19 protein-coding genes are annotated in these 23,878 nt (G+C 46.0%); 5 read left to right on the forward strand and 14 right to left on the reverse strand.

Going from position 1 to position 23,878, the window contains the following annotated elements:
* The first annotated feature begins 12 nt into the window (after positions 1-12).
* From R7F67_RS02960 to fecE, 3 genes are read left to right on the forward strand one after another with little or no spacing between them, the layout of a single operon-like run.
* Complete coding sequence (locus tag R7F67_RS02960) at positions 13-972, forward strand: FecCD family ABC transporter permease (protein ID WP_373921365.1); 960 nt, start codon at positions 13-15, stop codon at positions 970-972.
* Positions 969-1,940, forward strand: coding sequence for a FecCD family ABC transporter permease (locus R7F67_RS02965; protein ID WP_258460688.1), 972 nt, complete (start codon positions 969-971; stop codon positions 1,938-1,940). The genes R7F67_RS02960 and R7F67_RS02965 overlap by 4 nt, the downstream gene beginning before the upstream one ends.
* 2 nt (positions 1,941-1,942) lie before the next feature.
* A complete protein-coding gene (fecE, locus tag R7F67_RS02970) occupies positions 1,943-2,707 on the forward strand; it encodes a Fe(3+) dicitrate ABC transporter ATP-binding protein FecE (RefSeq protein ID WP_054575393.1) in 765 nt (254 codons plus the stop codon).
* A 113-nt stretch (positions 2,708-2,820) separates the two neighbouring features.
* Here fecE and R7F67_RS02975 read toward each other — a convergent pair whose 3' ends face one another.
* Positions 2,821-4,707 carry a methyl-accepting chemotaxis protein gene (locus R7F67_RS02975; protein ID WP_064369570.1) on the reverse strand — a complete coding sequence of 629 codons (1,887 nt, stop codon included), beginning with the start codon at positions 4,705-4,707 and terminating at the stop codon, positions 2,821-2,823.
* A gap of 364 nt (positions 4,708-5,071) precedes the next feature.
* Between R7F67_RS02975 and R7F67_RS02980 the strand changes: the two genes are divergently transcribed.
* A complete protein-coding gene (locus R7F67_RS02980; RefSeq protein WP_318056883.1) occupies positions 5,072-7,822 on the forward strand; it encodes a M16 family metallopeptidase in 2,751 nt (916 codons plus the stop codon).
* Between the two features lie 87 nt (positions 7,823-7,909).
* On the opposite strand, the gene R7F67_RS02985 is transcribed toward R7F67_RS02980, so the two are convergent.
* Both R7F67_RS02985 and R7F67_RS02990 read right to left on the reverse strand, forming a co-directional pair.
* Positions 7,910-8,362 (reverse strand): polymer-forming cytoskeletal protein, encoded by a 453-nt coding sequence (locus R7F67_RS02985; protein ID WP_080276973.1) that lies wholly within the window; start codon positions 8,360-8,362, stop codon positions 7,910-7,912.
* Positions 8,266-9,219 carry a M23 family metallopeptidase gene (locus tag R7F67_RS02990; RefSeq protein ID WP_005374721.1) on the reverse strand — a complete coding sequence of 318 codons (954 nt, stop codon included), beginning with the start codon at positions 9,217-9,219 and terminating at the stop codon, positions 8,266-8,268. Before R7F67_RS02990 ends, R7F67_RS02985 begins: the two co-directional genes overlap by 97 nt.
* Positions 9,220-9,646: 427 nt before the next feature.
* On the opposite strand from R7F67_RS02990, the gene R7F67_RS02995 reads away from it, so the two are divergent.
* Positions 9,647-11,401 (forward strand): hypothetical protein, encoded by a 1,755-nt coding sequence (locus R7F67_RS02995; protein ID WP_181881329.1) that lies wholly within the window; start codon positions 9,647-9,649, stop codon positions 11,399-11,401.
* An 80-nt stretch (positions 11,402-11,481) separates the two neighbouring features.
* Here R7F67_RS02995 and R7F67_RS03000 read toward each other — a convergent pair whose 3' ends face one another.
* The 11 genes from R7F67_RS03000 to R7F67_RS03050 all read right to left on the reverse strand — a co-directional run bounded on the left by R7F67_RS03000 (position 11,482) and on the right by R7F67_RS03050 (position 23,779).
* The gene (locus R7F67_RS03000) at positions 11,482-12,126 is read right to left on the reverse strand and encodes an START domain-containing protein (protein WP_005383447.1); all 645 of its coding nucleotides are present in this window, start codon (positions 12,124-12,126) and stop codon (positions 11,482-11,484) included.
* Positions 12,127-12,203: 77 nt separating this feature from the next.
* Positions 12,204-13,388: a multidrug effflux MFS transporter gene (locus R7F67_RS03005; RefSeq protein WP_318056884.1), complete on the reverse strand. Its 1,185-nt coding sequence runs from the start codon at positions 13,386-13,388 to the stop codon at positions 12,204-12,206.
* A complete protein-coding gene (locus R7F67_RS03010; protein ID WP_186585586.1) occupies positions 13,385-14,029 on the reverse strand; it encodes a recombinase family protein in 645 nt (214 codons plus the stop codon). The genes R7F67_RS03005 and R7F67_RS03010 overlap by 4 nt, the downstream gene beginning before the upstream one ends.
* 146 nt (positions 14,030-14,175) lie before the next feature.
* Positions 14,176-15,183: a LacI family DNA-binding transcriptional regulator gene (locus tag R7F67_RS03015; RefSeq protein WP_017820101.1), complete on the reverse strand. Its 1,008-nt coding sequence runs from the start codon at positions 15,181-15,183 to the stop codon at positions 14,176-14,178.
* A 217-nt stretch (positions 15,184-15,400) separates the two neighbouring features.
* Positions 15,401-17,134, reverse strand: a complete 1,734-nt coding sequence (locus R7F67_RS03020) for a sodium:solute symporter family transporter (RefSeq protein WP_017820102.1) — start codon at positions 17,132-17,134, stop codon at positions 15,401-15,403.
* Entirely contained in the window at positions 17,127-18,122 is a 996-nt protein-coding gene (locus R7F67_RS03025) for an ester cyclase (RefSeq protein WP_054578611.1), read from the reverse strand. Before R7F67_RS03025 ends, R7F67_RS03020 begins: the two co-directional genes overlap by 8 nt.
* A 49-nt stretch (positions 18,123-18,171) precedes the next feature.
* Positions 18,172-19,146 (reverse strand): ester cyclase, encoded by a 975-nt coding sequence (locus R7F67_RS03030; RefSeq protein WP_053307979.1) that lies wholly within the window; start codon positions 19,144-19,146, stop codon positions 18,172-18,174.
* A gap of 513 nt (positions 19,147-19,659) precedes the next feature.
* Complete coding sequence (locus R7F67_RS03035) at positions 19,660-20,940, reverse strand: TRAP transporter large permease (protein WP_054578612.1); 1,281 nt, start codon at positions 20,938-20,940, stop codon at positions 19,660-19,662.
* The gene (locus R7F67_RS03040; protein ID WP_054574865.1) at positions 20,937-21,500 is read right to left on the reverse strand and encodes a TRAP transporter small permease; all 564 of its coding nucleotides are present in this window, start codon (positions 21,498-21,500) and stop codon (positions 20,937-20,939) included. Before R7F67_RS03040 ends, R7F67_RS03035 begins: the two co-directional genes overlap by 4 nt.
* Positions 21,501-21,558: 58 nt before the next feature.
* Complete coding sequence (locus R7F67_RS03045; RefSeq protein ID WP_176311365.1) at positions 21,559-22,554, reverse strand: TRAP transporter substrate-binding protein; 996 nt, start codon at positions 22,552-22,554, stop codon at positions 21,559-21,561.
* Positions 22,555-22,822: 268 nt separating this feature from the next.
* Positions 22,823-23,779 (reverse strand): LacI family DNA-binding transcriptional regulator, encoded by a 957-nt coding sequence (locus R7F67_RS03050; protein WP_025768661.1) that lies wholly within the window; start codon positions 23,777-23,779, stop codon positions 22,823-22,825.
* Positions 23,780-23,878: the final 99 nt, after the last annotated feature.

The following is a 23,878-nucleotide window of genomic DNA, read 5'->3' on the forward strand; positions in this document are numbered from 1 at the left end:
TTTGTCTGTGCTATGGCGTTGTGTACGCTCTCAGGCTATGCAGCCTCAATGATTGGCTGGTCCAACTTTTCTTTGAGCGTTAATGATCTGACAAGCTATTGGTTTGCGTTTGATGAGGGCAATATGCTGCATCAAATCCTCGCGACGCTGCGTGCGCCTCGTACCTATGCTGGGTTATTAATTGGCGCTTCGCTTGCGGTATCCGGAGTGCTGATGCAAGGATTGACTCGTAACCCTTTGGCGTCGCCATCCATTCTCGGCATTAATGCTGGTGCGGCTTGTTTTATGGCCTTGGCGTCTATCGGCGTACCATTCTTTATTCAATTGAACCCAATCATCAACGCAGTACTCGGCGCGCTACTAAGTGGTGGTGCGGTCATGTTGTTGGGTGGTTTTTTCTCCGCGCGTTCTCACCCATTGCGTTTAGTGCTAGCGGGCATTGCCATCAGTGCACTGCTGATAGGGTTAACTCGTGCGTCGGTAATTTTGGCGGATGACATGGCTTACAGCGTGTTGCATTGGTTAACGGGTTCACTCTCCGCGGTAGATTCTGAGCAGTGGCAGCAACTGTGGCCTTTTGCGACTTTAGGTTTGGTGCTCGCCATGGGCTTAGCGCGAAACTTAAATTTACTCGCGTTGGGGGACGAAGTTGCTGTTGGGCTAGGTGGTAACATTCGTCTTACGCGATTTATTAGTGGTTTAGCGGTTGTGCTGTTGGCAGGAACTAGTGTAGCGATTGCTGGACCAATTGGCTTTGTCGGGTTGTTAGTGCCGCACTTGGTACGCCCGATTGTTGGTCACAACTATCACATTCTCATTCCGGTTTCCGCCTTGTGTGGCGCGGCATTGGTGACGTGGTCAGATGCTTTATCACGCGCGATTGCCTTTCCGGCTGAAACGCCAGTGGGCGTGATTACCGCGCTGTTGGGCACACCTTGCTTTATCGCGATTGCAATGAGGAAATCATCATGATGAATCAAACCAAACTGTTTGCATTAGTTGGATTGTTGCTGATTGCGTCTTCTCTCACGCTGTTTGTTGGCGCGGCGAACATGTCGGCTCAACAGGTTTTTGCATTACTGTTTTCTTTCTCTGACTCGGACTTTGTGATTCACCAATATCGATTACCGAGAATGTTGCTCGCTATTGGCGTGGGCGCTGGGTTGGGGCTGTCAGGCGTTTTAGTTCAAGGCGTCATCCGTAATCCACTTGCCTCACCAGATTTAATGGGGATAAGCGCCGGAGCAGGACTGGCGGCTACCGCTTGTTTGGTGCTGTATCCGGATGCGCCAGTGGAAATGTTGCCGATGGTCGCCATGGCGGGAGGCTTGCTTGCTGCTGGCTTTATTGCTGTGCTGGCTTACTGGTCGAAACCAACACCAGCACGTTTGGCGCTGATTGGTGTTGCTGTCAGCGCATTTTTAGCCAGCGGTATCGATTTTCTTCTGATTGTGCACCCTATCGAAATCAACACGGCGATGGTATGGCTAACCGGCAGTTTGTGGGGACGAAATTGGCAACAAGTGCCGTTTATTTGGAGTGCTCTATTGCTGCTACTGCCATTGGCGTTTTGGCTGGCTTGGCGGCTAGATGTTATGGGACTGGGAGAAGAAAGCGCTACTACGCTTGGCACGAAACCAAGACAGATCCAAATTATTGCGTTGATTGCTGCCGTGCTATTGGCGAGTATCAGTGTGTCTGTGGCAGGCACGATCAGCTTTGTTGGCCTGCTTGCGCCGCATCTTGCGCGTTTGCTGTTTGGCCACAACCACAAGTTGTTGATTCCAGCCGCTGCAACCCTTGGCGCTTTGTTGGTGATTTGCGCCGATGGTTTAGCGAGAGGCTTACAGCCGCCAATTGAGCTACCAGCGGGAGTGCTAACATCTGTTATTGGCGCACCATATTTCATTTTTCTTTTGTATCGTTATAGAGGTTGGTAAGCATGTTACGAACGCAGAACTTATCCGTCGCGTACGGCAAACAGACCATCATTCCAGATCTCTCTTTGTCGATTCCTCAAGGTAAAATTACCGCACTAGTTGGTCCAAATGGTTGCGGTAAATCGACACTATTAAAAACCTTGGTACGCATCAATAAACCCGCTTCTGGCCAAGTGTTGTATGACGACAAACCACTAAGCAGCTACGGGGATAAACGCTTGGCGCGTTCGTTGTCTTTGCTGCCGCAGATTCTTGTCAGTCCTGAAGGTATTACCGTCAGAAAACTGGTCGAATATGGCCGCTCGCCTTATCTCTCTCATTGGGGCCGGTTAAGTCAACAAGACAAGACCTTAGTCGAGCAAGCAATGCAAGATACTGGCGTGATTGAGTTTGCTGACAAGCCAGTTGAATCGCTGTCTGGCGGTCAAAGGCAAAGGGCGTGGATTGCGATGGTAATGGCGCAAGATACCGACGTAGTGATGCTTGATGAGCCAACCACTTACTTGGATCTCTCTCACCAAGTTGAGCTGATGAAACTCATGAGGCAGATGAACGACAAAGGCAAAACAGTGGTCGTAGTGCTGCACGATCTAAACCAAGCGTGCCGTTACTGCGATCATTTGGTGGTGTTGGAAAAAGGTCAGTTAGTCACGCAGGGAACACCGCAAGAGGTACTGACAGAAGGTATGTTGGCATCGGTGTTTGATTTACAAGCGAGAGTATTTAACGACCCAATCTCAGGCACGCCGATGTGTGTGGCGGTGTAGGTTTACGTCTTTCGAAAGCTATCTGCAATAAAAACGTCGATCCATAAAAACAACCCCCGCTAGTAACAAGTTGCTAGCGGGGGTTGTTTTTAAGAGCGTTCTTAACGTGGCGTTTAAGCCAGTTTAAACGTTGCCACTTTCGAGTTGAGATCCTCAGCTTGCGATTTCAGCTCAGCAGATTGATTCATCGATTCTTCGGCACCAACTACCAAGTGATCGGTCACATCTTTAATGGACGTGACGTTTTGCGTGATTTCATTGGTTACGTGCGTTTGCTCTTCGGCGGCGGTCGCAATTTGCGTTGCCATATCGCTGATCAGCGCAACGGCCGCGTTGATTTCATCCAGAGCCAGTGCTGCGCGATCAGCATCTTCCACCGAACCTTGCGCGAGCTGAGAGCTTGTATCCATGATAGTCACAGCGCGTTGTGTGGTTTGCTGCAAGGTCTCGATCGTCGAGCGAATTTCTTCGGTTGAGGTGTGTGTGCGTTGTGATAGCACGCGAACCTCGTCTGCAACAACGGCAAAACCGCGACCTTGTTCACCTGCACGCGCCGCTTCAATCGCCGCATTCAGAGCCAGTAAGTTGGTTTGCTCTGCGATGTCTCGAATCGTTGATAGCACGGTTGAGATGTCTTGCGCGTGCTGGTTGAGCTCACCGATGACAACGCTCGCTTGGTTGACTTCAGAAGACAAATTATTGATGGACGATTTGGAGTTGATCACCAACTCATGACCGTTTTGTGTGCTTGCTGAAGAGTCTTGAGCGGCTTTAGCCGTCTGCTCTGCATGTGCTGCAATCTCTTGCGTTGCCGATGCCATTTCAGTCACAGCGGTCGCCACCATAGTGATTTCTTGTTGCTGATGGTTCAGATCGGAAACCGATTGATTCGCGCGATTCGTGCTCAGCTCCGATTGTTGGCTCAGTTCTTCCGCTTGGTGACGAATGTGACCAATAAGTTGCTGCAAACTTTCAACGAACTGGTTGAAGTTTTCAGCCAGCTCACCAACTTCGTCACGGTTTTCTACTTTGATGCGTTGAGTTAGGTCGCCGCTGCCGTTTGCGATTTGTGCGAGCGCATTCGAAACGTTGTAGAGCGGACGGAACAAGATGCTACATAGCAGATTAAACAAAGCCACACAGATAACGACGACGATGGTGGTTGCGATGATCTGATCCCAAACAGCATCGTAGAGTGGGGCAACCAACGAGTTTTGATCTAAAACCGTCACTGTTGTGAGCTTGGTACCCTCTATGTGGCGCGCGTAAATCACATATTCGGTGCCGTTAATAGAGACGCGACGCTCTGTACCTGAACGTGCGGCAGACGTAATGTCGTTGTTGTTGAGGCCTAGCTTGCTAACCGGTTGATTCAGCAGTTTACCGTTGTTATGAGTGAAAATATTGCCCTGTTCATTGGCAATAAACATATAACCTTCACCCGGTAGGATCACTTGGTTGAGGCTGTTCAGGATATCACCGATCTCTACGTCAGCACCCAGAACGACGGTTTGACCATGCAATTGCAAGGCTTTACCGAGCGACACGACGTTAGCCCCTGTGGCTGCTGCGACGGTTGGGTTATCCATAAAGACTTTCGATGGGTTGGCGATTGCATTGGTATACCAACCCCACTTACGAGGATCGTTATTACCTGGTGGCAAAACCACCCCATTAGCGTTGTCTTGTGACCCGTCCGGGTAAGCGAGGAAAACGTTATCGAACGCGCCAGAGTCTCGGACTTGTTTCAAATGCGTAACCAGAGAACGTTTCTCTGAATCAGAAGAGAGTGAAGTTAGTGCGCGCTCTTTAGAGAGTAGCCAGTCCTTTACGTATTGATTGTAAGATGCGCTAGTGCTTTCTAGTCGCTGTGCGACTTCGACATCGAGCCTGTTTAATGAATCTCGAAAAGACAGCCCCTCTACCAGCACTCCCCCTAGAATGATGGCGGCACTGGCAGAGATTGCCAGTTTGTTTTTTAGTGATAGATTTTTGAACATAAAGCGAATAATAGATCTTTGAATAATAGTTGTTGTGTTTTTATTCTCATCAGTGCTCTCTGCGCTGTTGAATATGCAGCAGAAAGTCAGATTCGAATCTGTTCAATAATTATATTTTATTGCTCAAAATAAATACTGACTCCATGTCGCGAATTTGAGTTTTACATCAAATAAGCAAAAGGATTTGGAACGATATTATTTATGTATTTGTAAAGTAAGGATTTGTCGATTTTTGTAAATGAGAATTGATTTCAATAAATGGTGATCTTTATCACATTTGCGTGTCTGACAATCCATTAAAAATGTGAAGGTTATAGCACCGGATATATATTGATTAGCTTAATCATTGTTATGGGCAATCGTTATGCGCAGTATATTGTTAGTCCCCGCGTTATTAGTGTCAGGGTGTGCTCTGATACAACAGTCGACGCCGATTCAACCTGACGCCAACTGGCACGTGGACCAGTTATCGAACGGTATGAAATACCATCTTTATCCAACAGAAGACCAAGAAGTCTCGGTCCGTTTGGTGATGAATATCGGCTCATTCCAAGAAACATCTTCTCAAAAGGGTTACGCTCACTTTGTTGAGCATATGGCGTTTAATGGTAGTGAGCATTTTACCGGTAACGACGTTGTCAAACTTTTCGAGCAATCTGGTGGTAGCTTTGGCGCTGATATCAACGCTTTTACCAGTTATCAGCAAACGTCTTACCAACTTGACCTTGCGAATAATACGAAGCTAGAAGATGCCCTGAAGTGGATGAGAGATATCGGTAACGGACTTGAGTTTGCTCCTGAGCAAGTAGAGAAAGAAAAAGGGGTGATTCTCGGGGAATGGCGACGTGCCAATCCGGATGATAAGTCCTTTTCTATGCATGCTTACCAAGCCTCGATTGAAGGCACTATGTATGGTGAGCATGACCCAATTGGTACTCGCGAAGCGATTCAAAATGCTTCCTCAAGTAAGTTAAAGGCGTTTTACGACAAATGGTACCAGCCACAAAATGCCGAGTTGATTGTGACTGGTAATATCGACGTAGATTCACTGTCCAAGATTATCAAAAGCAAGTTCTCGAACTGGGAAAGTACCTCGGATACGGTAATAGAGAAGCGCCGTGATATTCGAGTGAACAACGAAAACAGAATCTTGCCAAGTAACACGATGGAATCACCAAGTCTTCATTTAGTGATTGAGCGTGGTCTAAGTGGCGGCACGACGATTGAGCAACAACATGAAGTGTGGCGTGATGAAGTCGCAACACAACTCATTCAACAGCGTTTGATCCGTGTACTCAGTGATGCCGCTGAACCTTTTCAATACGCTTATGCAGAGCCCTATTACTCTAACTATCAGCGTATGATGTCGGCAGGGATTTCGTTTGCACCAGATCGCCGCGAACAAATGCACCAGACTTTCATTCGTACCTTGGCGTCGTTGAGAGATTATGGTGCGACTCAATCCGAGTTAGATAGCGTTATGTCAAATTGGCAAGGTGAACTTGCAAATATTGATTCAGATTGGAGTCAGCGTAAGCCAAACAGTTACGCAGAAGCACGTGTTTTTCAAATTGGACAAGACAGTGTCAGCCAATCAAAAGAGAATTATGCCCAGAGTTTGGCAGAATTCATCAACAACGAGAATTTAGAGAGCATTAACACACAATTGGCGGCTTTGTTATCTCAGCAGCCAAGCTTTTTTATTGGTTTGGGGAAAAGCGAAACGTCAGAACAGTTCAATGGTGTATTTGCCGCTCTAAACAGTGCCTATCTTCAAACTGGCGAAAAACCGTTAGAGATGTATGACAAAGTGGATGGATTCTTAAAGCCTACCCAGGAAGGCAGCATCACGAGCATGCGTCAGGAAGCGGGTGGTTTTCAAGTCTATACGCTATCAAACGGTGTCGAAGTGTGGTTCCAAAAAGATACTAAAGCGGGTGGTCGAGCGTATATTTACTATGCGAGCCAAGGTGGTAAAGCCGCTGTTGATCCGACGTTGTATGCCGCTTATGAAATCGCAGCAACAACGGCAATACGCAGTGGGTTAGGGGCATTTTCTGGTTCAGAGCTAGATAGCTACTTACGCAAAAACAACATTGCGCTTGGCGCGATGCTTGATGCGACCAGTCACGGAGCACAAATTACGGCGCCAAATACGCACCTAACTGATGCTTTGAATGGACTATACAACCTAGCGACGGAGATTAAAGTCGACGAGCGCCAGATGGCAGCAGCGAAGCAAGAGTTTAAACAGCAGAGCGGCGCTTTTTTTGAATCACCGATGGGAAAACTGATTCAAAAAGCAAACGGCAATTCTTATTTGCCGGGTAGTCGTCATCGTATAGTGTCCAGTGATGATGTTGAACAAGTGACTTCCGAGCAGATACTAGCGGTGCATGAGCAACTTTTCAAAACCAATGATGGTTTTAAGATGGTTATTGTTGCAAACGTAGAGCCGGAAGAAATTACACCACTTTTGCGTAAATATGTGGCCTCTATCGAAATGAAACCGAGTCGTTCGATTGATTATCACGTTGCGTTTAACCCGGAAGTGCCGGAGCGAACTGTGGTTGCGGATGGGCATGAACCTTCATCGTTGTATGTAATGCGTTTGACTAATACGAGCGATTACCAACGTACGGCAAGAGACACGGTTATCGAAGATATTTTGCAACGTATTAGTAATGCACGTGTTTTGGATATTGTGCGAGAAGAGTCTAGCCTTGATTACAGCCCGAGCATTTACACCATGACACAAGATCGCGAACCCATCTCTGATTGGCTCTTGGAGTCTCAAGTTGAGCCCGAAGACGTGGCACTTTTAGAGAGTAAACTAGGCAAAGTGTTTGATGGTTTAGCGTCAAATATTACCCAAAAAGAAGTGGATACGGCCGCGAAACAACTGGCAGTCGCGATGCAAGGATTGGATGACAACCCAGCACAGAGATCATGGGCATATACTCGTTATTTGGTGCATGATTACGGCGTCGATGTGTTACTTGACGTTGAGAAAGTGGCTAAAAGTGTGACGTTAGATGAAGTGAAAGCGCATGCAAAATCAGTTTTTGGCCCACAGGCAAAACGCTCGGTGATGGTTTTAAATCCGGCCGAATAATCACGTAGTTTCTGACGAAAATCGTGGCAATAGTAATAAAAAAGACGGCGTGAAAGCCGTCTTTTTTAAGCACTTAAATCAAAGCTTTTATGCTGATTTACGCGAAAGTCGCTTTTCATTGTTGGTGTTGTTTTCTTTTGTGATCGCACTGTCTTGAGCCTTACCCTTGAGCGTTACCACTTCTTTTTCAGGTAATTCAGCTGCTTCACCAAAGAATTTACCACCAGGTTCAATGCTGAGGTTATTGCTCCAGATCCTACCACTTACGCGTCCCTTGGCAAGTACTTGAATGTGTTCTGCGTGACAGTTTCCGTCCATCATGCCATTAATGATCAGCTGTTTAGCGTAGATTTCACCGTTTACTCGCCCGCTTTCTGCGACAACGAGAGTGCCTTCCACGTTAATTTGACCATCGACGATGCCATCAATCTGGACATCGTTTTCTACTTTGAGTTCTCCGCTAAGAGAACAGCCTTTGGCGATGAGAGTTGAAGCTGCTGAGCTACTCGTTGTTCCACTGTTTTGATTAAAGATTCCCATCGTATTCTTCGCTCCTTAGTAAAAATGTCTTCGAAATCATTAAGGCTCCAATCGACAAATGGTTTCGGATTCAGTGCTCGCCCAACAAATCGCACCTCGTAATGCAGGTGAGGGCCAGAAGAGAGCCCACTGTTGCCGGAAATTGCAATCAGCTGCCCTTTTTTGACGAACTGACCACTTTTTACTTTGAACGCTTTCAAGTGCGAATAAGAACTCGAAAAACCGAAAGAATGTTGCAGCCTGAGGAAGTTACCAGAGCCTTTATTACTGCGGCGGGTGACTTCCACTACCCCATCGGCAGGGGCATAAATTTTGGTGCCGATATTTACGGCAAAATCGAGCCCACGATGCATCTTGGCAACTTTTGTCACCGGATGGATACGCTTACCAAATCCGGAAGATAGCCGTACGTTGCCGACTGGAGAGCCACTTGGTATTTGGTTTAATAACACCATGCGAACGTTTGAGGTTATCGCCGCTGCATCGAGCCTAGCATCCAAGTTATTTGTCGAGGTATGTTCTCCAACCCCAAGCACTTTCTCTAATTCACCCAAACGTTCCGAAACAAGTTGTACCCGTTCTTCACGTTCTGAAAGGTCATTTTCTAGCTCTGATTTAAGTGTTTTCAGTGTGCTGAGTTCTTCACCCATGGTGCGTGAATGCTCTGTCAATTCAGCTTGTTTTAACGCTGCATTATCAACGCGAGTGTACAAGTGATGAATTAAGATTACGGTCGCGGCCAGAGCAACAACAAAAAAAACGAAAAACGTTTTTATGTTGCGTTGCATCCTTTTACTGAAGTACCAATGTCTTGAGCCATTGATAGTTGATATAGAGATCGTCAACTGGTCTTTCATCGTCTTCTATTGCTCGTATTTGGTATACGTCTCGTCACTGAGTTAGTAGGAATGTAAGGAAAACGAGTAGGGACTGCCAGAGGCAAATTGGAAAGAAGTGTCAGGTCGTGAGGCGTTTTCAGATATTAGATAAAAGACTCAATAAAGATTTAATATTCTGCTGATTTTGGTCGTAATTACTCCAAATCGCTTCATTTAACTGAATATTATGATTTTTAAGGCGGTTATCCGAGAAATTGGATTGTGAATATTGCCAATAGCATCCGCACGCAATTCAACTTACTTCACGGTTTGCCTTATAAATGTTGGATAATTTATCAAACCGACATTCATTACATCGATAACTTGTTTATGATAGCGGTTGATATAAAGCACTATTCATTGGCTTTAAACCTAAGCGTTACATTTCGTTTAGGAACACATAACTATGACAACGGAGTTGGTCGTGAAAAAACTACTATTGGCTACAGCAGTGGTCGCAGCTGCAGGGGGCGCTGGCTACCTGTACCAAAACAATACTACCGCAAGTGATGCAGGCTCACTGTTAACGCAAGTTCCTGCAGATTCACTTATGGTGACGTATCAGACAGAACCTTTTAACCATTATAAATACATGAACGCATTCGGTACGGCGAACCAAGGCTCGATTGCAGAACTTTTTGCCGATGAACCACTGTCTCCACAACAGCAGTTTGCAGTTAACTTATTCGATGGGTACCTAGAGAGTGCTGCGTCGCCAGAAACATTAAAAGCTTATTTGGGCACCGGGGAAAACATTAATCCTGTGTTGTACACAATTGGTATGGTACCGGTGTACAAAGTGGATATTGAAGACCCTGCCGCGTTATGGAAAACACTGGATCATGAAGAGCAGATGAGCGGCGCTAAGCATGAGTTGGTTAAGCTTGGTGACGTCGAGTATCGTCGTTACGAGATGACTGATTCAATTGACCCGCAGGACGGTATTGGCTTGGTTGTAGCCGTGGTTGATAACGTGCTTACGTTAACGGTTGATGTTCCGCAACTGGGCGTTCAAAACCCGATTAAAATGGCATTAGGGCTTGAAGCACCAAGTCAAAATATTGCTGACAGTGGACGCCTTGAGGCGTTGCAAGCCAAATACGGTGAAAACAACAACTCTTTTGGTTACTTTGATCATCGCGAAGTGATTAAAGGTTTGACGACGAAAGATGGCAATATGTTTGCTCGTCAAATCAGCACGTTGGATGCAATAGATCCTGAACCAACTATTGAGGAAATGCGTTCACCAGCCTGCCATACTGAGCTTACTCAAGTTGCAGAAAACTGGCCTCAGTCCGTCGCGTTTGCAGAATACAAGATGAAAGGCGATCAGGCGTTCATTAAAGGTTCTTTTGTTGTTGAGTCCAACAATAAAGTGATTCTAGATGCGCTCAAGTCGATTCGTGGTGTATTGGCAGAGTCTAAAAGTGATAAGAGTTTCTTTAGTATGGCGCTTGGTTTAGACATTAATACGCTAGCGCCATCGATTGGTCAGATTTGGGCTGACTTGACCCAGCCTCAATATCAATGCTCTTTATTGACACAAATGCAGCAAGAGATGGGCGGCCAGAATCCAGCAGCCGCTGTAAGCATGGGGTCAGGCATGGTTAACGGCCTTAAAGGGTTAAGCCTGCAAATGTTTGATATCAAAGTAGATACTAATGCTCAGCATGGTGAAGTATTTAGCCAGCTAGATGGTATGTTGTCTCTTTCTGCCAATGATCCAATGATGCTTATTCAAACTGCGCAAATGTTCGTTCCTGAACTTGCTCAATTGCAAATTCAACCGGATAACCAACCTGTTAATGTCAGTGACCTATTAGAAATGCATACTGGCATGAAGGTGGACGTGTTTGCTCGTCTAAACGAAAACCATTTCACTCTTTACAGTGGTGATAGTGCTGCGGAAGCAAGCAAAGAAGTGATGGCGCAATCACTTTCTCCAAATGGCTTGTTCAGCTTTGATTTTGATTCAGAGCGTATTTTGGAAGTGCTAGAGAGTGCGTCGTCAATCACTGGGGAGCCGGTTCCGGATGATGTTGTCAAAAGCTTACAAGGCGAGCTTGTTGGTGGTATGACGATGGACGTGACAGACCAAGGTATTGGTTTTGAGTTTGATTACCGTGGTGCAACTAAACCTGTAACGGTTGCACAACAGTAACACATTGAGTAGAAAAAGGCGGCATATGCCGCCTTTTGTTATTATGTACCGTATTAAAAAGCGAGTGGGAAGAGCGACGCTTACTCATCTATTTGAGGATGAGAGTATTGTTGATATTCAGGTAACTCTTTTCTTAAATTACTAAATGTCGCCCATGCACTTTCTTTTGAGAGTTTGTTGATCAGCCAGTTTGGCAATAGACCTCCGGGGTCAGCAAACGCCTTGTATTCCACGAGTGTTGTATCGTTTGTGAGTTTTTGTAACTCCCAAGTCGCATCAACCGAGCGAATTCGAACATAACCATTTTGTTCAGCAAGATATGAGTCAGGTGCGCTTTTGATTTCTATCGTGAATCCCAGCTCATCGACCCAGTACTTTGAGTAGGTGACCATATCCCGATTTTTGGCAGGCCATGGTGCTTTAAACTGGGTGTAAACGATGTTCTCGGTGGCCGATATCTGATTTAAAACCCGGCTATGACTGGCATTGTCAATCCAGTTCGGGATATTGTCACTGTCTTCCAGTAGCGTTAAAAATGCACCATAGCTGGTGGGTGTGAACATCCGGGCACGGATCTCAACTAAACCGTCACTATGTTCTCGGGAGTAAATTGTGATTCCATTCTTGTCACGCTCGAACTGCCAGTTCTCGTTGGCGCTCGCGTCAGTACCAGCGGATATCAATGTGGCGAGTGTTAAGGCGCCAATTCTTAAATGCAACATCATGTTAGTATCCGCCAACTTTTCCTAAATTTAAGTTTATACGATTTGTTGTAGCTATAAGGACAATAGTATGTTTTTTGTTATTGTTCTGAAGGTTGCTCTGCACTGAAGCCACGTTGAATGTTGGTGAAGGTAAGCGATGCAAATATTACGATAACGATCGCTAGATGCCATGCTTGACTCAATCCAAGCTGCACCAGAGCTAAGCTGACCAATGAGGAGACGACCATTTGTCCACCACCAGACATTGCCGCTGCGGCACCTGCTTGCTTTTTATAAGGTTGCATTACCATCGCTTGTGCACAAGGTAGGGCAATACCATTACCCAAGATCATTAATAGCTGTCCTAGCATCAGAAATAGAGGCTCAACAGGGCAGAAAAATAACCATATTGCGGCAGCGAGGTGAAGAAATGGGGTGCAAAGCAGCATTTTTTTATTGCCAATAATTGGCCTTACTCGGTTACAAATCGTGGTACCACATAACATACCCAAAGCGGGAATGAGCGCCCACATCGCGTATTGAGCGGAGGTCATGCCAATTTGATCTTGCATGATAAATGGCATCACAGAGACTGTCGTAATCATTAAGCTGAAGTTTAACCAACTGATACTGGCGAAACTCATAAAGTAACGAGACGTAAGTAAGCTCTTGTATTGGAGCAACATTTTTCGGGGTGACGGAATGACAGAACGTTTTGCGATGGTTTCTGTGAACTTAAAGGCGATGATTACCCAGGCCAGCGAGACATAGCCCAACAGAGAAATAAACACCATACTCCAACCGAAGTGGAAGTTGATAAAGCCGCCAATTACAGGTGCAATAAGTGGCGTGATTGAAGCCGCCATGGCGATGTAAGACATTGCCACAGGGAGTTCATCCCCGCTAAATCTATCTCGAGTCGACGCCCTAGCGAGTACCGCGCAGCATCCTGTACCTAACCCTTGTAAAAAGCGCCCCATCACCATCCCTGTAAATGTGTCACTGAAGAAAATAATCATCAGCAGACCAGACATCGCGATGAGTAAACCGGTAAGTAATACTCTTTTTCGTCCTAAAGCATCTGACACTGGCCCGTATATAAATTGAGAGGGGCCAAAGCCGAGCAAATAAATACTCACAAGCAGTTGAGCTTGGTCGAGGGAGATGGAAAAGTCTTTTGCTATCCATGGCAAAGAGGGCATAACTAGCCCCATGCTCAACTGGCCAACGCTAATAATAAGACAGGCGAGTAGTATAGTATGAAAGTTGATTGGGCGACTCATGACTGGTCTCCATTCAAACAACCTTTTTGGCGTCGTGAGCTTAAGCCGCCTTCGTCATCCACTTCATTTAGCTTTGCTTTGACCCGCTTCACAGTCGATAGACTGACTTCGCATTGCTCTGCTACGTTTTGCAATGTGTAGCCTTCTAGCAGTAACGTTGCGATCTGTTGGTGTTTGGTTTTGTTTGCGGGGCGGCCGCGAAACTTCTGTTTCCATAATTCTGGCTGCTCTTTAATGGCCTGTCGCCCTTGCTCTGCGGCAAACAGGCGATGTTCAGTCTGCACTTTCCCATATCCAGATAACACTGTGAGTAGTGTTTGAGTCTGAACAGAACCTGGCTCAAAAGTTATTGATTCACATACAGTTTTCAATGTTACCCCTTTATCGAGTAGCATTTTTACCGTGTTCAATGCTTGACTAAAGTCGCGACCAAATGCGGTCAGCCACCAGAGCACAATCGTATCCCCAGCTCTGACGGAATCGAGCAGTCGTAAGAATGCCTCTCTCTCGGTTGGAGGCATGCAACCACGAACCTTATCCTCAAAATGCTGAGCTTCGGGAGCAAAAGCTTTTAGAGTATTAAGGTGCTCTTGGTAAGCTCGATTTTTTGGCGAATAACGAGTGTAAAGATACGTGGTCATAAGGATTATGAGCCTTTTTTTGTTTGGTTCATATAGTGTAATAGCTCATAAATATACATGGGTTCATTAATGCTTACAACACTAAATGAGCCGTTTGGGAGTCAGAGGCAAATAAAAAAGCCAACCGAATGGCTGGCTATAGCTATTTAAGCTTTTGTTGTCTGGCGCTCGATTAACTTCACTGGCACCATCATTTTTACTAGGCTGCCGTTTTTCGTATTAATTTGATCAACAATGATCTTCACGCACTCGCGAGCGAGGCGACGGAAATCCTGGCGGAACGTGGTTAATTGATAGCTTAACCATTCTGTCTGAGGAATATTATCAAAACCAATGACTTGTAAGTCCTGAGGAATCCTCAACCCGCATTCTATACGGGCGATATCCATGACCGCCATCGCAAGGTTATCGGTTGCACAGAACACCGCTTCAGGCCGATTTTTGTCTGCCAGTATGGCACGGACTTTATCAAGTGAGCTCGCGTAGTCATAGCTGGCTTCAATGATGCGTGGCGTCTTGCCGGTTAGGTCTTCAAATTCAGAGCAGAAGCCGCTTTGACGTTCGTCATTCGTAAAGGTTGGCACTTCTCCCGTCAAATAAACCGCGTTCTTCACGCCACTTTTGTGCAGAAGTTGCGCAGCTTGTTGGCCTGCTTCGTAGTTGTCACTGATAACGTAGCTACTCCTAGTACCTTCAACAACTCGTGCGTATTGAACAATTGGGATATTAAACTCTTCACATTCTTCATAAAGGGACTTATTGAAGGTTGCGGAAGCAGCAATGACACCATCGACGCGATACTGGAAGATATTTGGGATTGAGTGGCCCTCTTCTTCATCCACTTGCCATGGAATCAATACGGCAGAATAACCTTTTTTCTGTAACTCACTGGAAATTAATTGCAGTGTTTTCATATGGATAGGGTAATCCGCATCAGGAAACACCAAACCTATCAATTTCGATTCGTTTGTGGTCAGGCTACGTGCAAAGGCGTTAGGGCGGTAGTTAAGGGCTTTAGCCGCTTCAAAGACTTTTTGCTTGGTCTTTTCGGATACTGAGCTACCCGGAACAAACACGCGCGATACAGTAGATTGAGAGACGCCTGCCATCTTTGCCACATCTTTTGATGTGACTACGTGTTTAATTGATTTCATGAATAAAACTTAGTTGCCAGTAATTGAGGTCATAAGACTAGCATAAATAGGTACGTATTCATAAATGTTCTGACGGGGTATCCTAAGTAGAATAATGGCTTTGGAGTATTAAAAAGCAAAATGTGGGTTAACCCATTTGGTTTGCTTTGAGCTAGCACTAGATCTAGAGCGTAGATACTGTCCGTTTGTTAGACGTACAGTATCTACGTAAAGAACATTAATTTGCTTGTTTGACTGCAACTTTACGTTTCGGGGAGAGGAGTGAATACCCCATGTATCCGATGCAAGCGGTAGCGACAAGAATAGAGCAGCCACGCATAAAGTTAATCAGCATAGGAGCGTTGTCGGTAAACGCGTTGATCCCCCAAAGCATCACGAGAGAGAATACAAACATCACTAGTAAGCCATAACATGGAGCATCGATTTTGCCGGGAACGACATACCAACCATCTTCCTTGATTGGTTTATTTAGACGAGCATATTCCGCTTGCTGGCCTTTCACTGTGTAAAGATGCATTTCATCTTGTTTACCCGTCAGGAGAAGGCTAGCAATGTAAGCGACAACGGCATTCACAAGGACGCCAATCACGCAATACCAAGGCCACGCAATATCGGTCGCAACGGCTACATACCAAATCACCAAGAAGCTAGCAGCAACGCCAATCAACAAGCCTTTTTCAGTAATGTGTTTTGAGTAGAACCCAAGGACAAACATACAGAAGCTCGCACCGACAAAGTAAGAGCCTGCCTTACTCAGCACTTCCAGTACCGAGCCTGTGCTGGTGGCAAACATGATTGCTGGAATGATGACCAAAATTGCCCATGCAACTGTAAAGAAGCGCGATACCTTCAAGTAATGCTCTTCCGACTCGTTTTGCTTGTAGAAGCGTTTGTAAAAGTCAGCCACAGAAACGGTCGCCATTGAGTTAAATGCGGAATCGAGACTCGACATACTTGCCGCCAGAATCGCTGCGGCAATGATGCCCATCAAGCCTGGCATTCCATATTCACTCGCATAATGAAGAATGATGGTATTGCCGTTTTCAAACTCTTTACCGTCGTAATAAGCGTTGAACAGGACGCCAAGCAAGATAAAGACAAAGTAAATAAAGAAGGCCACGTAGCCCATCATCAACATTGCCTTTTTCGCATCGCCCATGTTTTTCGCGGCCATACAGCGTTGTACCATCATCTGGTTACCGCCATACACGGTGGTGTGGAACATCGTCATTGCGATAACGCCGGCCCATACCGTCGTTACTTGGCTTAGGTCAAAACTTGTTTGTAGGGCATCTGTCATTCCTTTCGCTTTGAGTTCTGCCATGACCTCCGTCATCGGGGCAGGCATGCCATTCCACACGGCTTCGATGATGATGAATGCGCCAATAAATAAGATTACTGCTTGAATAACATCGGTCCAAATGACAGCCGCTATACCGCCCATTACGGTGTAGATGAGGGCAATTGCAGTGACGATCATGATGCAGTACATCACGTCGATACCAGTAATGAACTCTAAAATCATTGCTGTCGCGTAGAGTACGGCTGCCGAGCTCAATGCTTGTTTGATAAGGAAGATAAACGACAAAGTCAGTCGTGAAGCCTTACCGAAGCGTCGTTCTTGATACTCGTAGATAGAGGTTAAACCGTTGTTGTAGAAAAACGGCATAAACACAGCCACGATGAAGAAGATCACCAGCGGATAATTGAGGTGAATCGCGATAACCGACAGGCCTTCTTTGTAAGACCAAGCTGGCCCGCCAAGGAACGACATGGCACTGACGTAAGTACAAACGACTGAAATACCGATCGCCCACCAAGGGATGTTCTTATCACCCAAGGCGAATTGGCTAGCTGAAGTTACTCGCTTACCAATCACCGCACCCAATACTAGCGTTAGGGCTATGTATCCACCAAGGATGCTCCAGTTAAGTGCGCCAAACTCATGCATAATTAGGTCCTTCTAACTGTTCTTTCATTTGTGCAAACACGTCATAGCCAAGTTGCAGCAGGATATGAACGATGTCGATCGCCACCCAGTTTTCTTTCAGTAAATCGCCTTCGCGTCGCCAAATGTCCATAACGCGAAGTTCGATGTGTTTTCCGGTTGGGGCAAGACCGAGCCATCCACTGTGACCAGTGTGAGTACCATGCATATGTGGCCAACCACCTGTGGATACGTAGTCATTTTTGGCCAAAAAATTGACCTCAATATCGACACTTCGGTCAGGGAAGGCAAACACAAATGGCGCTTGATGGTGGTTACGGAAACCTTTGATACCGCGTGTAGTACCAATACCAGCAGGGCCGTACCACATGAAGTCATTGTGCCAGTAGTTTTCTAAATCCATCGAGAAAAGATCTTTGCCATCAAAACGACCCAAGCAAGACAGCATATCTTCAACCAGCTGGGCGCTCTTTTCACTTTCTTCCAAAGACACAATAGATTGTTGAATACCGTTAGAAGTTGCAGGAGAAGGAACCAAGCCATCGTGACCTAAGCTTTTACGAAGAGGGTTGCAGCCTGCTTGATTCATCGCATCGATGAAGTCTGGAATCATGTATGATTCGGTGATTTGGTCGTTCTCCACACACACCATTTCGGTGTAACGCAAGTAGAGTGTTTTCCCTGTTGCTGGGATGCCAAACAGTGGTTGTTCAAATGTACCGATAAAGTAGCCGGTAGAGTTGTACCAAGTGCGGCCTTCGTATTCGCCGTGCATCACAATTATTGGTCGGCGCTCGGCGTCAGGCAAAGCATTCACAAGTGGTGAGAGGAAAGATTCGTGGGTTGCATCTGGGCCATTAAGATCGTTCACAGGGTGCGCCACGCACCATTTTACGTCAGGGTTCAAAGTTTGCAGAGCGGCCTGTTTTTGCTCGATGTCTGCGGCTTTGAAGTAGTTCTGGTAGAACTGTTCGATGATGTTGAGTGACATGTTGCTTCCTTACTGTCTGTGATTTTAATAAATAGTGTTTAGTCAGCCGTTAGCCTTGTTGTAGCAGGATTTGCTTCCAGATTGCGGTCTCGTCAAACAAAGTGAATTCGCGACGAAGACCCCAAGGGCCAAACTCAGCGTGGCTGATCCCCATGATGTAAACCTCTTTTCCTGAAGGCTTACCAAACATCCCGTATCCCTCATGCTTACCGTGCAAAGACCATCGAATTGCCGCGCGTGGTGACATCATGTCGTCATCTCGGCCAATACGATGGTGAACGGTAAATTGAGCATTTGGGAAAGACGCACGAAGTGCCATCCAAAAATGATCGACTTCCGAGTGTGATAGGGCAGTTTGACCGCCACTGTATTCGCCGATGCAAGCGCGGTCGTACTCTTTCGGTACTATAGAGAACTCGGCATTCATAAGGCTTCTGAGAATTGCTTCGTATCGCTGACCATATTCGTTGTCGTTGCCTACGCCCAAATAAGGTCCAGGAATGTCGACTTCAGGTGTGAACGGAAATGGGCTTGATTCCACGCCACCTTCAAATTCGATTTGTTGGCGTGCAAACTCTTCTGACGTCATACCCAGTTGTTTCGCGATATCGGCTTGATCGCGAACCAACCATTCGTCATTGATTTGGTTATTGATAGCGTGGCAATCTGCGATAATACGGAAACGAATTTTGCGGTTCGAGGCTTGCCCGTAGAAGCCGTTGCCACTGTGTGTTGCAGTAGAGATGATTCGATGAGAAGAAAGCATGCCTTGTTCCGGGGTGCCTGACCAAATGACGTCTTCGCCATATAGCGTGCGATCGGGAAACTCGGCCAGTGTCGCCATTGTTGCACTGATCACCCCTTCGTTTCCTTGAACGATAGAGAGTGGAGTACGCACAACAATGTCGGGAGAGTAGTAGTGTTCTAAGGTGTTTAAACCTCGGTCTTCCCAAATCTCTTTTGTGATACCAAGAATGTAGTCGGGAAAATCACGCCACTTTTCATCGAAGCCAACCATGGCCATAAATCACCTCCGTAATTGAATAATTATGTTTTGATTACGTATTCAAAATATATCATGTTGCCATTTTGTCAACGGATTGTTTTTCGGTTGTTTAAATAGCGTGCTGATGATCAGATTTTTAACAATTGAGCGGAAAATAAACTAAAAAAGTACAGGCGAGATGGAAGCTATCTCTTATCGAGACGTGTTAATAAGAAAGGAGGTCAAAGTTTTTTGTATGAATTTTCTAGTATCTTATTGTTTTTTAATCGCTTAATTTATTTTGATCTGTTTGAATGGAAACAAATGATTAAGCCAAAACTGATAATCATGCAGATCAAGGCACCCAAATAGACTTTATCGCTAATATTCAGCTATTTTGGTGTCAATTATCCTAATATCTTTCAGATTTTCCCTTTGCATACGAATGCTTAAAGGCTTTTTTATTAAATCGGAAGTAGATAACGAATAAGCCACTAGAAAGGTGTTTATCTAGTGGCTATAACAGTCATAAGCGCTCTATGAGTGCAACGATCAGGATAAAAGCGCAGGTAATGATAGCGAGATGGCAGGGATGAAGGTAATCAACATCAAGGCCACTATCATTGCACCAATCCAACCCATGATGGCTTTAGAGAGCGACTCTATCGGTACTTTGCCTACCTGACTTGCCATAAACAGGTTGGCACCCAGAGGAGGCGTAACAAAGCCAATGGCCAAGTTCACGATCATCACGATACCAAAATGAACTGGGTCCATGCCGAGTGCTGACGTAATGGGTAACAGAATTGGCGTGAGAATAACAATGGCTGCCAGCGTTTCCATAAAGGTACCGACAAGCAACAACAGGACATTGATGCAAAGCAGTATCAGAAGTTTGTTTTCAGTAATCGATAGAATGAACTGAGCAATCTCGGTCGGTAGACGTTCTAGGGTCAATATGCGGCCAAACGTCACGGACGCACCCACAATGACGAGTACTGCGCCAACTAACAGTGACGACTCTAGAATGATTTTCACAACTTGCGCTGGTTTGAGCTCTTTATAAACAAACATGCCAAAGAATAAGCCATAGAGCACACCAATGGCGGCTGATTCGGTAGGTGTGAAGATACCGGAATAGATACCGCCGAGAATGATCACGGGGAGTAGCATTGCCCAACTGGCTTCTTTTAGCGCATCAAGACGCTCTGCCCAGGTCGCTTTGCGCTCGTTACCTGTGTAGCCCCGCAATTTTGAGACAATTAGACAATAGCCGATCAAAACCATACCGACGACCAAGCCAGGAATGATGCCCGCCATGAACATCTTAGTGACGGAGACTTCAGCAGTGATCGCGTAGACGATCATCACCACAGAGGGTGGAATAATGACGCCAATTCCGCCGGAGGACGCGATTAAAGCACCTGCAAAGCTGCGGTCGTAGCCTTTCTTCACCATCGAAGGAATCATCGTCAGGCCGATAGCGGCAACAGTGGCAGACCCTGTTCCAGAGATGGATGCGAAGAACATACACGCCACAATGGCCACGATACCAAGCCCGCCAGTAAAGTGGCCAAAGAAGACCTCCGCCACATGCAATAATCGTTTTGAGATCCCTCCTTGGCTCATAAGGTTACCTGCTAAGGTAAAAAGAACGACGGCGAGGAGAGGGAAGGAGTCGAGCCCTGTCACCAAGCCTTGTACTAAAAACTCGATGTTAAGGAATGGCAGGCTTAATATCGCGACCATACTGGCTGCCGCCAGAGCAATACCGACCGGAACGCCAATGAGCAGAAGCAGACCAAAGCTGCCAAACAAAAGTGCAGACGTCATGCGTTAAACTCCAATAGTCGGTTAGAAGTACGATACTTTGCTTTGATATGGCGATAGCGTTGGCGAGAAAAGCGAACTCGTTCATTGCTGGTGGAGCACGCGTTCACACGTTGATAAATGCTTGTCACTAGGCGCGCGCAGCTTAATAGTGCGCAAACTAAAACAGAGGCATACAAACACGCAATAGGAATTTCCATTGCGGGTGCAATCTGACCGAGTTGCAGGCTGCGGTTTATAACCTTAAATCCAAACCAGGCGACAGTTGCACTAAAGGCAAGGTAGATAAGATCAGAAACAATCAAACTGAATTGCGTCCAATTGCCCGGAAGTTTATCGATGAACACACGAATGCGGATGTGCCGATCATCTCGGATACAATAGCTGATACTCAGGTACATCGCCCATACGAATAAATAACGAGCCAGCTCTTCAGCCCACGCGATCGTTGCATCGAACAGGCGTAGGGCGATTTGCAAGCACAGTAAAGTTGTCATCGTTGAGATCGCGATAACGATAAGGGTTGGTTCTAGGTATTTGCCTAGTAAGCGAAACCACTTCATGTTCACCTCCAAAACGAGAAAGCACGACCTGTTGCCAGATCGTGAAAAAGAGTGGGAGTTATAGGCGTTCTATCTCGGCCATCACGTTGTCAAACAAGTCTTTACCCGTTTTACTGCGCAAGTCCTGGTACACGGCCGCATTCATTTTCTCTTTCATGATGCTGCGTACCTCGTCTGGGACGATGTTAACCGTCATGCCTTTTGCTTCGAGCTCTTTGATTACTTCTTGGTTTTGCTTAGCGGCGAGCTCACGCTGTTTTACGATGGTTTCTTTGCTTACTTCACTGATCAGCGCTTGTTGTGCGGCCGGCAGTGAATCCCAAAACGATTTGTTCATGAACAACACGTAGTTGGTGTATATATGGTTAGTTAAAGAGAGGTACTTTTGTGCCTCGTAAAAACGTTCGGCATAAATAGAGTAGATAGCACTTTCTTGAGCGTTAATCAGGCCTTGTTGTAACGAGGTGAAAATTTCTCCCCAAGACAGAGGTGTTGGTGCAGTACCAATAGATTTCCACGCGCTTATTTGAGTGGGGTTAGATGCCGAGCGAATCTTTAGCCCTTTCAGATCCTCAATACTATCAATTGGCTGTTTGTTGTTGGTTACGCTACGAAAGCCGACCTCCATAAAGCCAAGTCCATGAAAGCCTTTTGATTCCATAGCATTCAACAATGGTTGTCCGATCTTCTCACTGTCGAGCGCTTTGTGTGCTTGCTCTTCGCTATCAAAAAGGTAGAACACGTCGAGCACGTTAAACTCTGGGACGTAGGGAGAGAGTAAAACTGACGCACCAAACGTCATTTGTAAGTTGCCTTGCTGCACGAGTTCAGTCGTCTCACGCACATCGCCTAGTTGTCTTGCCGGATAGATTTCAACTTCTATCTCACCGTTTGAGCGAGCTTCCACTTCTTGTTCGAAATAGAGCATTGCTTTGTGTACGGGAGAGGTTTCTTGACTGTCATGAGCAAGACGAACAACACTGGTTGCAAACGTATTCATACTGCTAAATGCAAGCCCCAGTGCGGTAAGTGAAGTAAGGATTGCTTTCTTCATCGTTCTTCCTTGTTTCTGGTATGACCTGCCATGGGCATTCGTCGGCAAGTCACACAACTTTTTATGTTTTTATAAATTAGTTGAGCAATTCATATCCATTTTGCATACGAATCCAAAATAAAACATTAAAGTAACAAGTCAATAACAAGATTGATGAATTGATGAGGTATTAAATAACGATTGGTGAAAATTTAATCGTGATCACAGAAAATGCCTTACTCGAAAGCAAGGCATTTTGTTTTATGAAGAATGAATAAAAATGGATTTATTAAATGGTGCTACTACGTTCGATCAAGGTGCCTTGCTCGAAAAGGTATTCGCCAGTTGCATCCAGGTTGCCGTTGATTCGATTCATCAAGTCTTCAACCGCTCGTTTAACAATTTTGTCGACTGGTTGAGCAATGGTGGTCAAATCATAGCTCGGCCATGCAGACATCGGAATGTTATCTACACCCATCACAGAGAAGTCTTGGGGGATCTTTGCTCCGGCTTGTCGCAAGCCATCCATCACACCCATGGCGAGGATGTCGTTTGCACAAAAAATTGCATCGGGTTTGCTAGTGTGCGACAAGATCGCTTTCGCCGCTTCTAAGCCTGCTTCAAAGCTGTACTTGGCTTGGATAAAGGTTGGTGACGGGGAGCCGAGTTCTTGCAATTTTGAAGAGAAACCCAGCCAACGCTCTTCACTGGTCATGGAGCCAGCATCGCCACTGATATAAGCACACTGTTTTGCGCCTTTCTGCGTTAAATACTCGGCTGCTTGTTGGCCCGCCAAGCGGTTATCAATACCAGAGCTGTTGGCATTAATACCCTCGGCGTAGCGGTTGATCAAGCTTAAATGAACGCCAAACTTTTCGCATTGGGCAAACGCGCGTGAAGTTAAACGGCTGGTGGCGATAACGAGTCCGTCCACTTGGTATTCAATGGCGCGTGAAATGGCGAGATCGAGGTCGTCCTTGTCGATAGGGCAAAGCACAACTTGTCCGCCACGCTTTTGAATTTCGACAGCCAAAGCACGAGATTGCATGTCGTACATTGGGTTTGATTCGCTATCTAACGCAATCGCCACTAAGCCTGAACGATTCGAAATCAGACCTCGGGCGATGGCATTCGGTGTGTATCCGAGCTTAGCTGCGGCATCCATCACCATTTTGCGTTTCTTCTCGCTAATACTCGCAGTCGGGCTGAATGCTCTAGATACCGTCGATTGAGAGACGCCGAGCATCTTCGCGACGTCGATCGAAGTTACTTTCGCTTTAATGGTGATACTCCTTATTTAAGGCCATTGAACCTGCTCATACGTGCTGAGTGTATGGGCTAGGGG

The sequence above is a fragment of the Vibrio sp. YT-17 genome (assembly GCF_033337375.1).
GTDB lineage: Bacteria > Pseudomonadota > Gammaproteobacteria > Enterobacterales > Vibrionaceae > Vibrio > Vibrio alginolyticus.

Excerpts from the sequence above, each read along its gene's own strand:
- R7F67_RS02960 (WP_373921365.1), top strand. The coding sequence starts at position 13 with ATGGCGTTGTGTACGCTCTCAGGCTATGCAGCCTCAATGATTGGCTGG.
- R7F67_RS02965 (WP_258460688.1), top strand. The coding sequence starts at position 969 with ATGATGAATCAAACCAAACTGTTTGCATTAGTTGGATTGTTGCTGATT.
- fecE (WP_054575393.1), top strand. The coding sequence starts at position 1,943 with ATGTTACGAACGCAGAACTTATCCGTCGCGTACGGCAAACAGACCATC.
- R7F67_RS02975 (WP_064369570.1), bottom strand. The coding sequence starts at position 4,707 with ATGTTCAAAAATCTATCACTAAAAAACAAACTGGCAATCTCTGCCAGT.
- R7F67_RS02980 (WP_318056883.1), top strand. The coding sequence starts at position 5,072 with ATGCGCAGTATATTGTTAGTCCCCGCGTTATTAGTGTCAGGGTGTGCT.
- R7F67_RS02985 (WP_080276973.1), bottom strand. The coding sequence starts at position 8,362 with ATGGGAATCTTTAATCAAAACAGTGGAACAACGAGTAGCTCAGCAGCT.
- R7F67_RS02990 (WP_005374721.1), bottom strand. The coding sequence starts at position 9,219 with ATGAAAGACCAGTTGACGATCTCTATATCAACTATCAATGGCTCAAGA.
- R7F67_RS02995 (WP_181881329.1), top strand. The coding sequence starts at position 9,647 with ATGACAACGGAGTTGGTCGTGAAAAAACTACTATTGGCTACAGCAGTG.
- R7F67_RS03000 (WP_005383447.1), bottom strand. The coding sequence starts at position 12,126 with ATGATGTTGCATTTAAGAATTGGCGCCTTAACACTCGCCACATTGATA.
- R7F67_RS03005 (WP_318056884.1), bottom strand. The coding sequence starts at position 13,388 with ATGAGTCGCCCAATCAACTTTCATACTATACTACTCGCCTGTCTTATT.
- R7F67_RS03010 (WP_186585586.1), bottom strand. The coding sequence starts at position 14,029 with ATGACCACGTATCTTTACACTCGTTATTCGCCAAAAAATCGAGCTTAC.
- R7F67_RS03015 (WP_017820101.1), bottom strand. The coding sequence starts at position 15,183 with ATGAAATCAATTAAACACGTAGTCACATCAAAAGATGTGGCAAAGATG.
- R7F67_RS03020 (WP_017820102.1), bottom strand. The coding sequence starts at position 17,134 with ATGCATGAGTTTGGCGCACTTAACTGGAGCATCCTTGGTGGATACATA.
- R7F67_RS03025 (WP_054578611.1), bottom strand. The coding sequence starts at position 18,122 with ATGTCACTCAACATCATCGAACAGTTCTACCAGAACTACTTCAAAGCC.
- R7F67_RS03030 (WP_053307979.1), bottom strand. The coding sequence starts at position 19,146 with ATGGCCATGGTTGGCTTCGATGAAAAGTGGCGTGATTTTCCCGACTAC.
- R7F67_RS03035 (WP_054578612.1), bottom strand. The coding sequence starts at position 20,940 with ATGACGTCTGCACTTTTGTTTGGCAGCTTTGGTCTGCTTCTGCTCATT.
- R7F67_RS03040 (WP_054574865.1), bottom strand. The coding sequence starts at position 21,500 with ATGAAGTGGTTTCGCTTACTAGGCAAATACCTAGAACCAACCCTTATC.
- R7F67_RS03045 (WP_176311365.1), bottom strand. The coding sequence starts at position 22,554 with ATGAAGAAAGCAATCCTTACTTCACTTACCGCACTGGGGCTTGCATTT.
- R7F67_RS03050 (WP_025768661.1), bottom strand. The coding sequence starts at position 23,779 with ATGCTCGGCGTCTCTCAATCGACGGTATCTAGAGCATTCAGCCCGACT.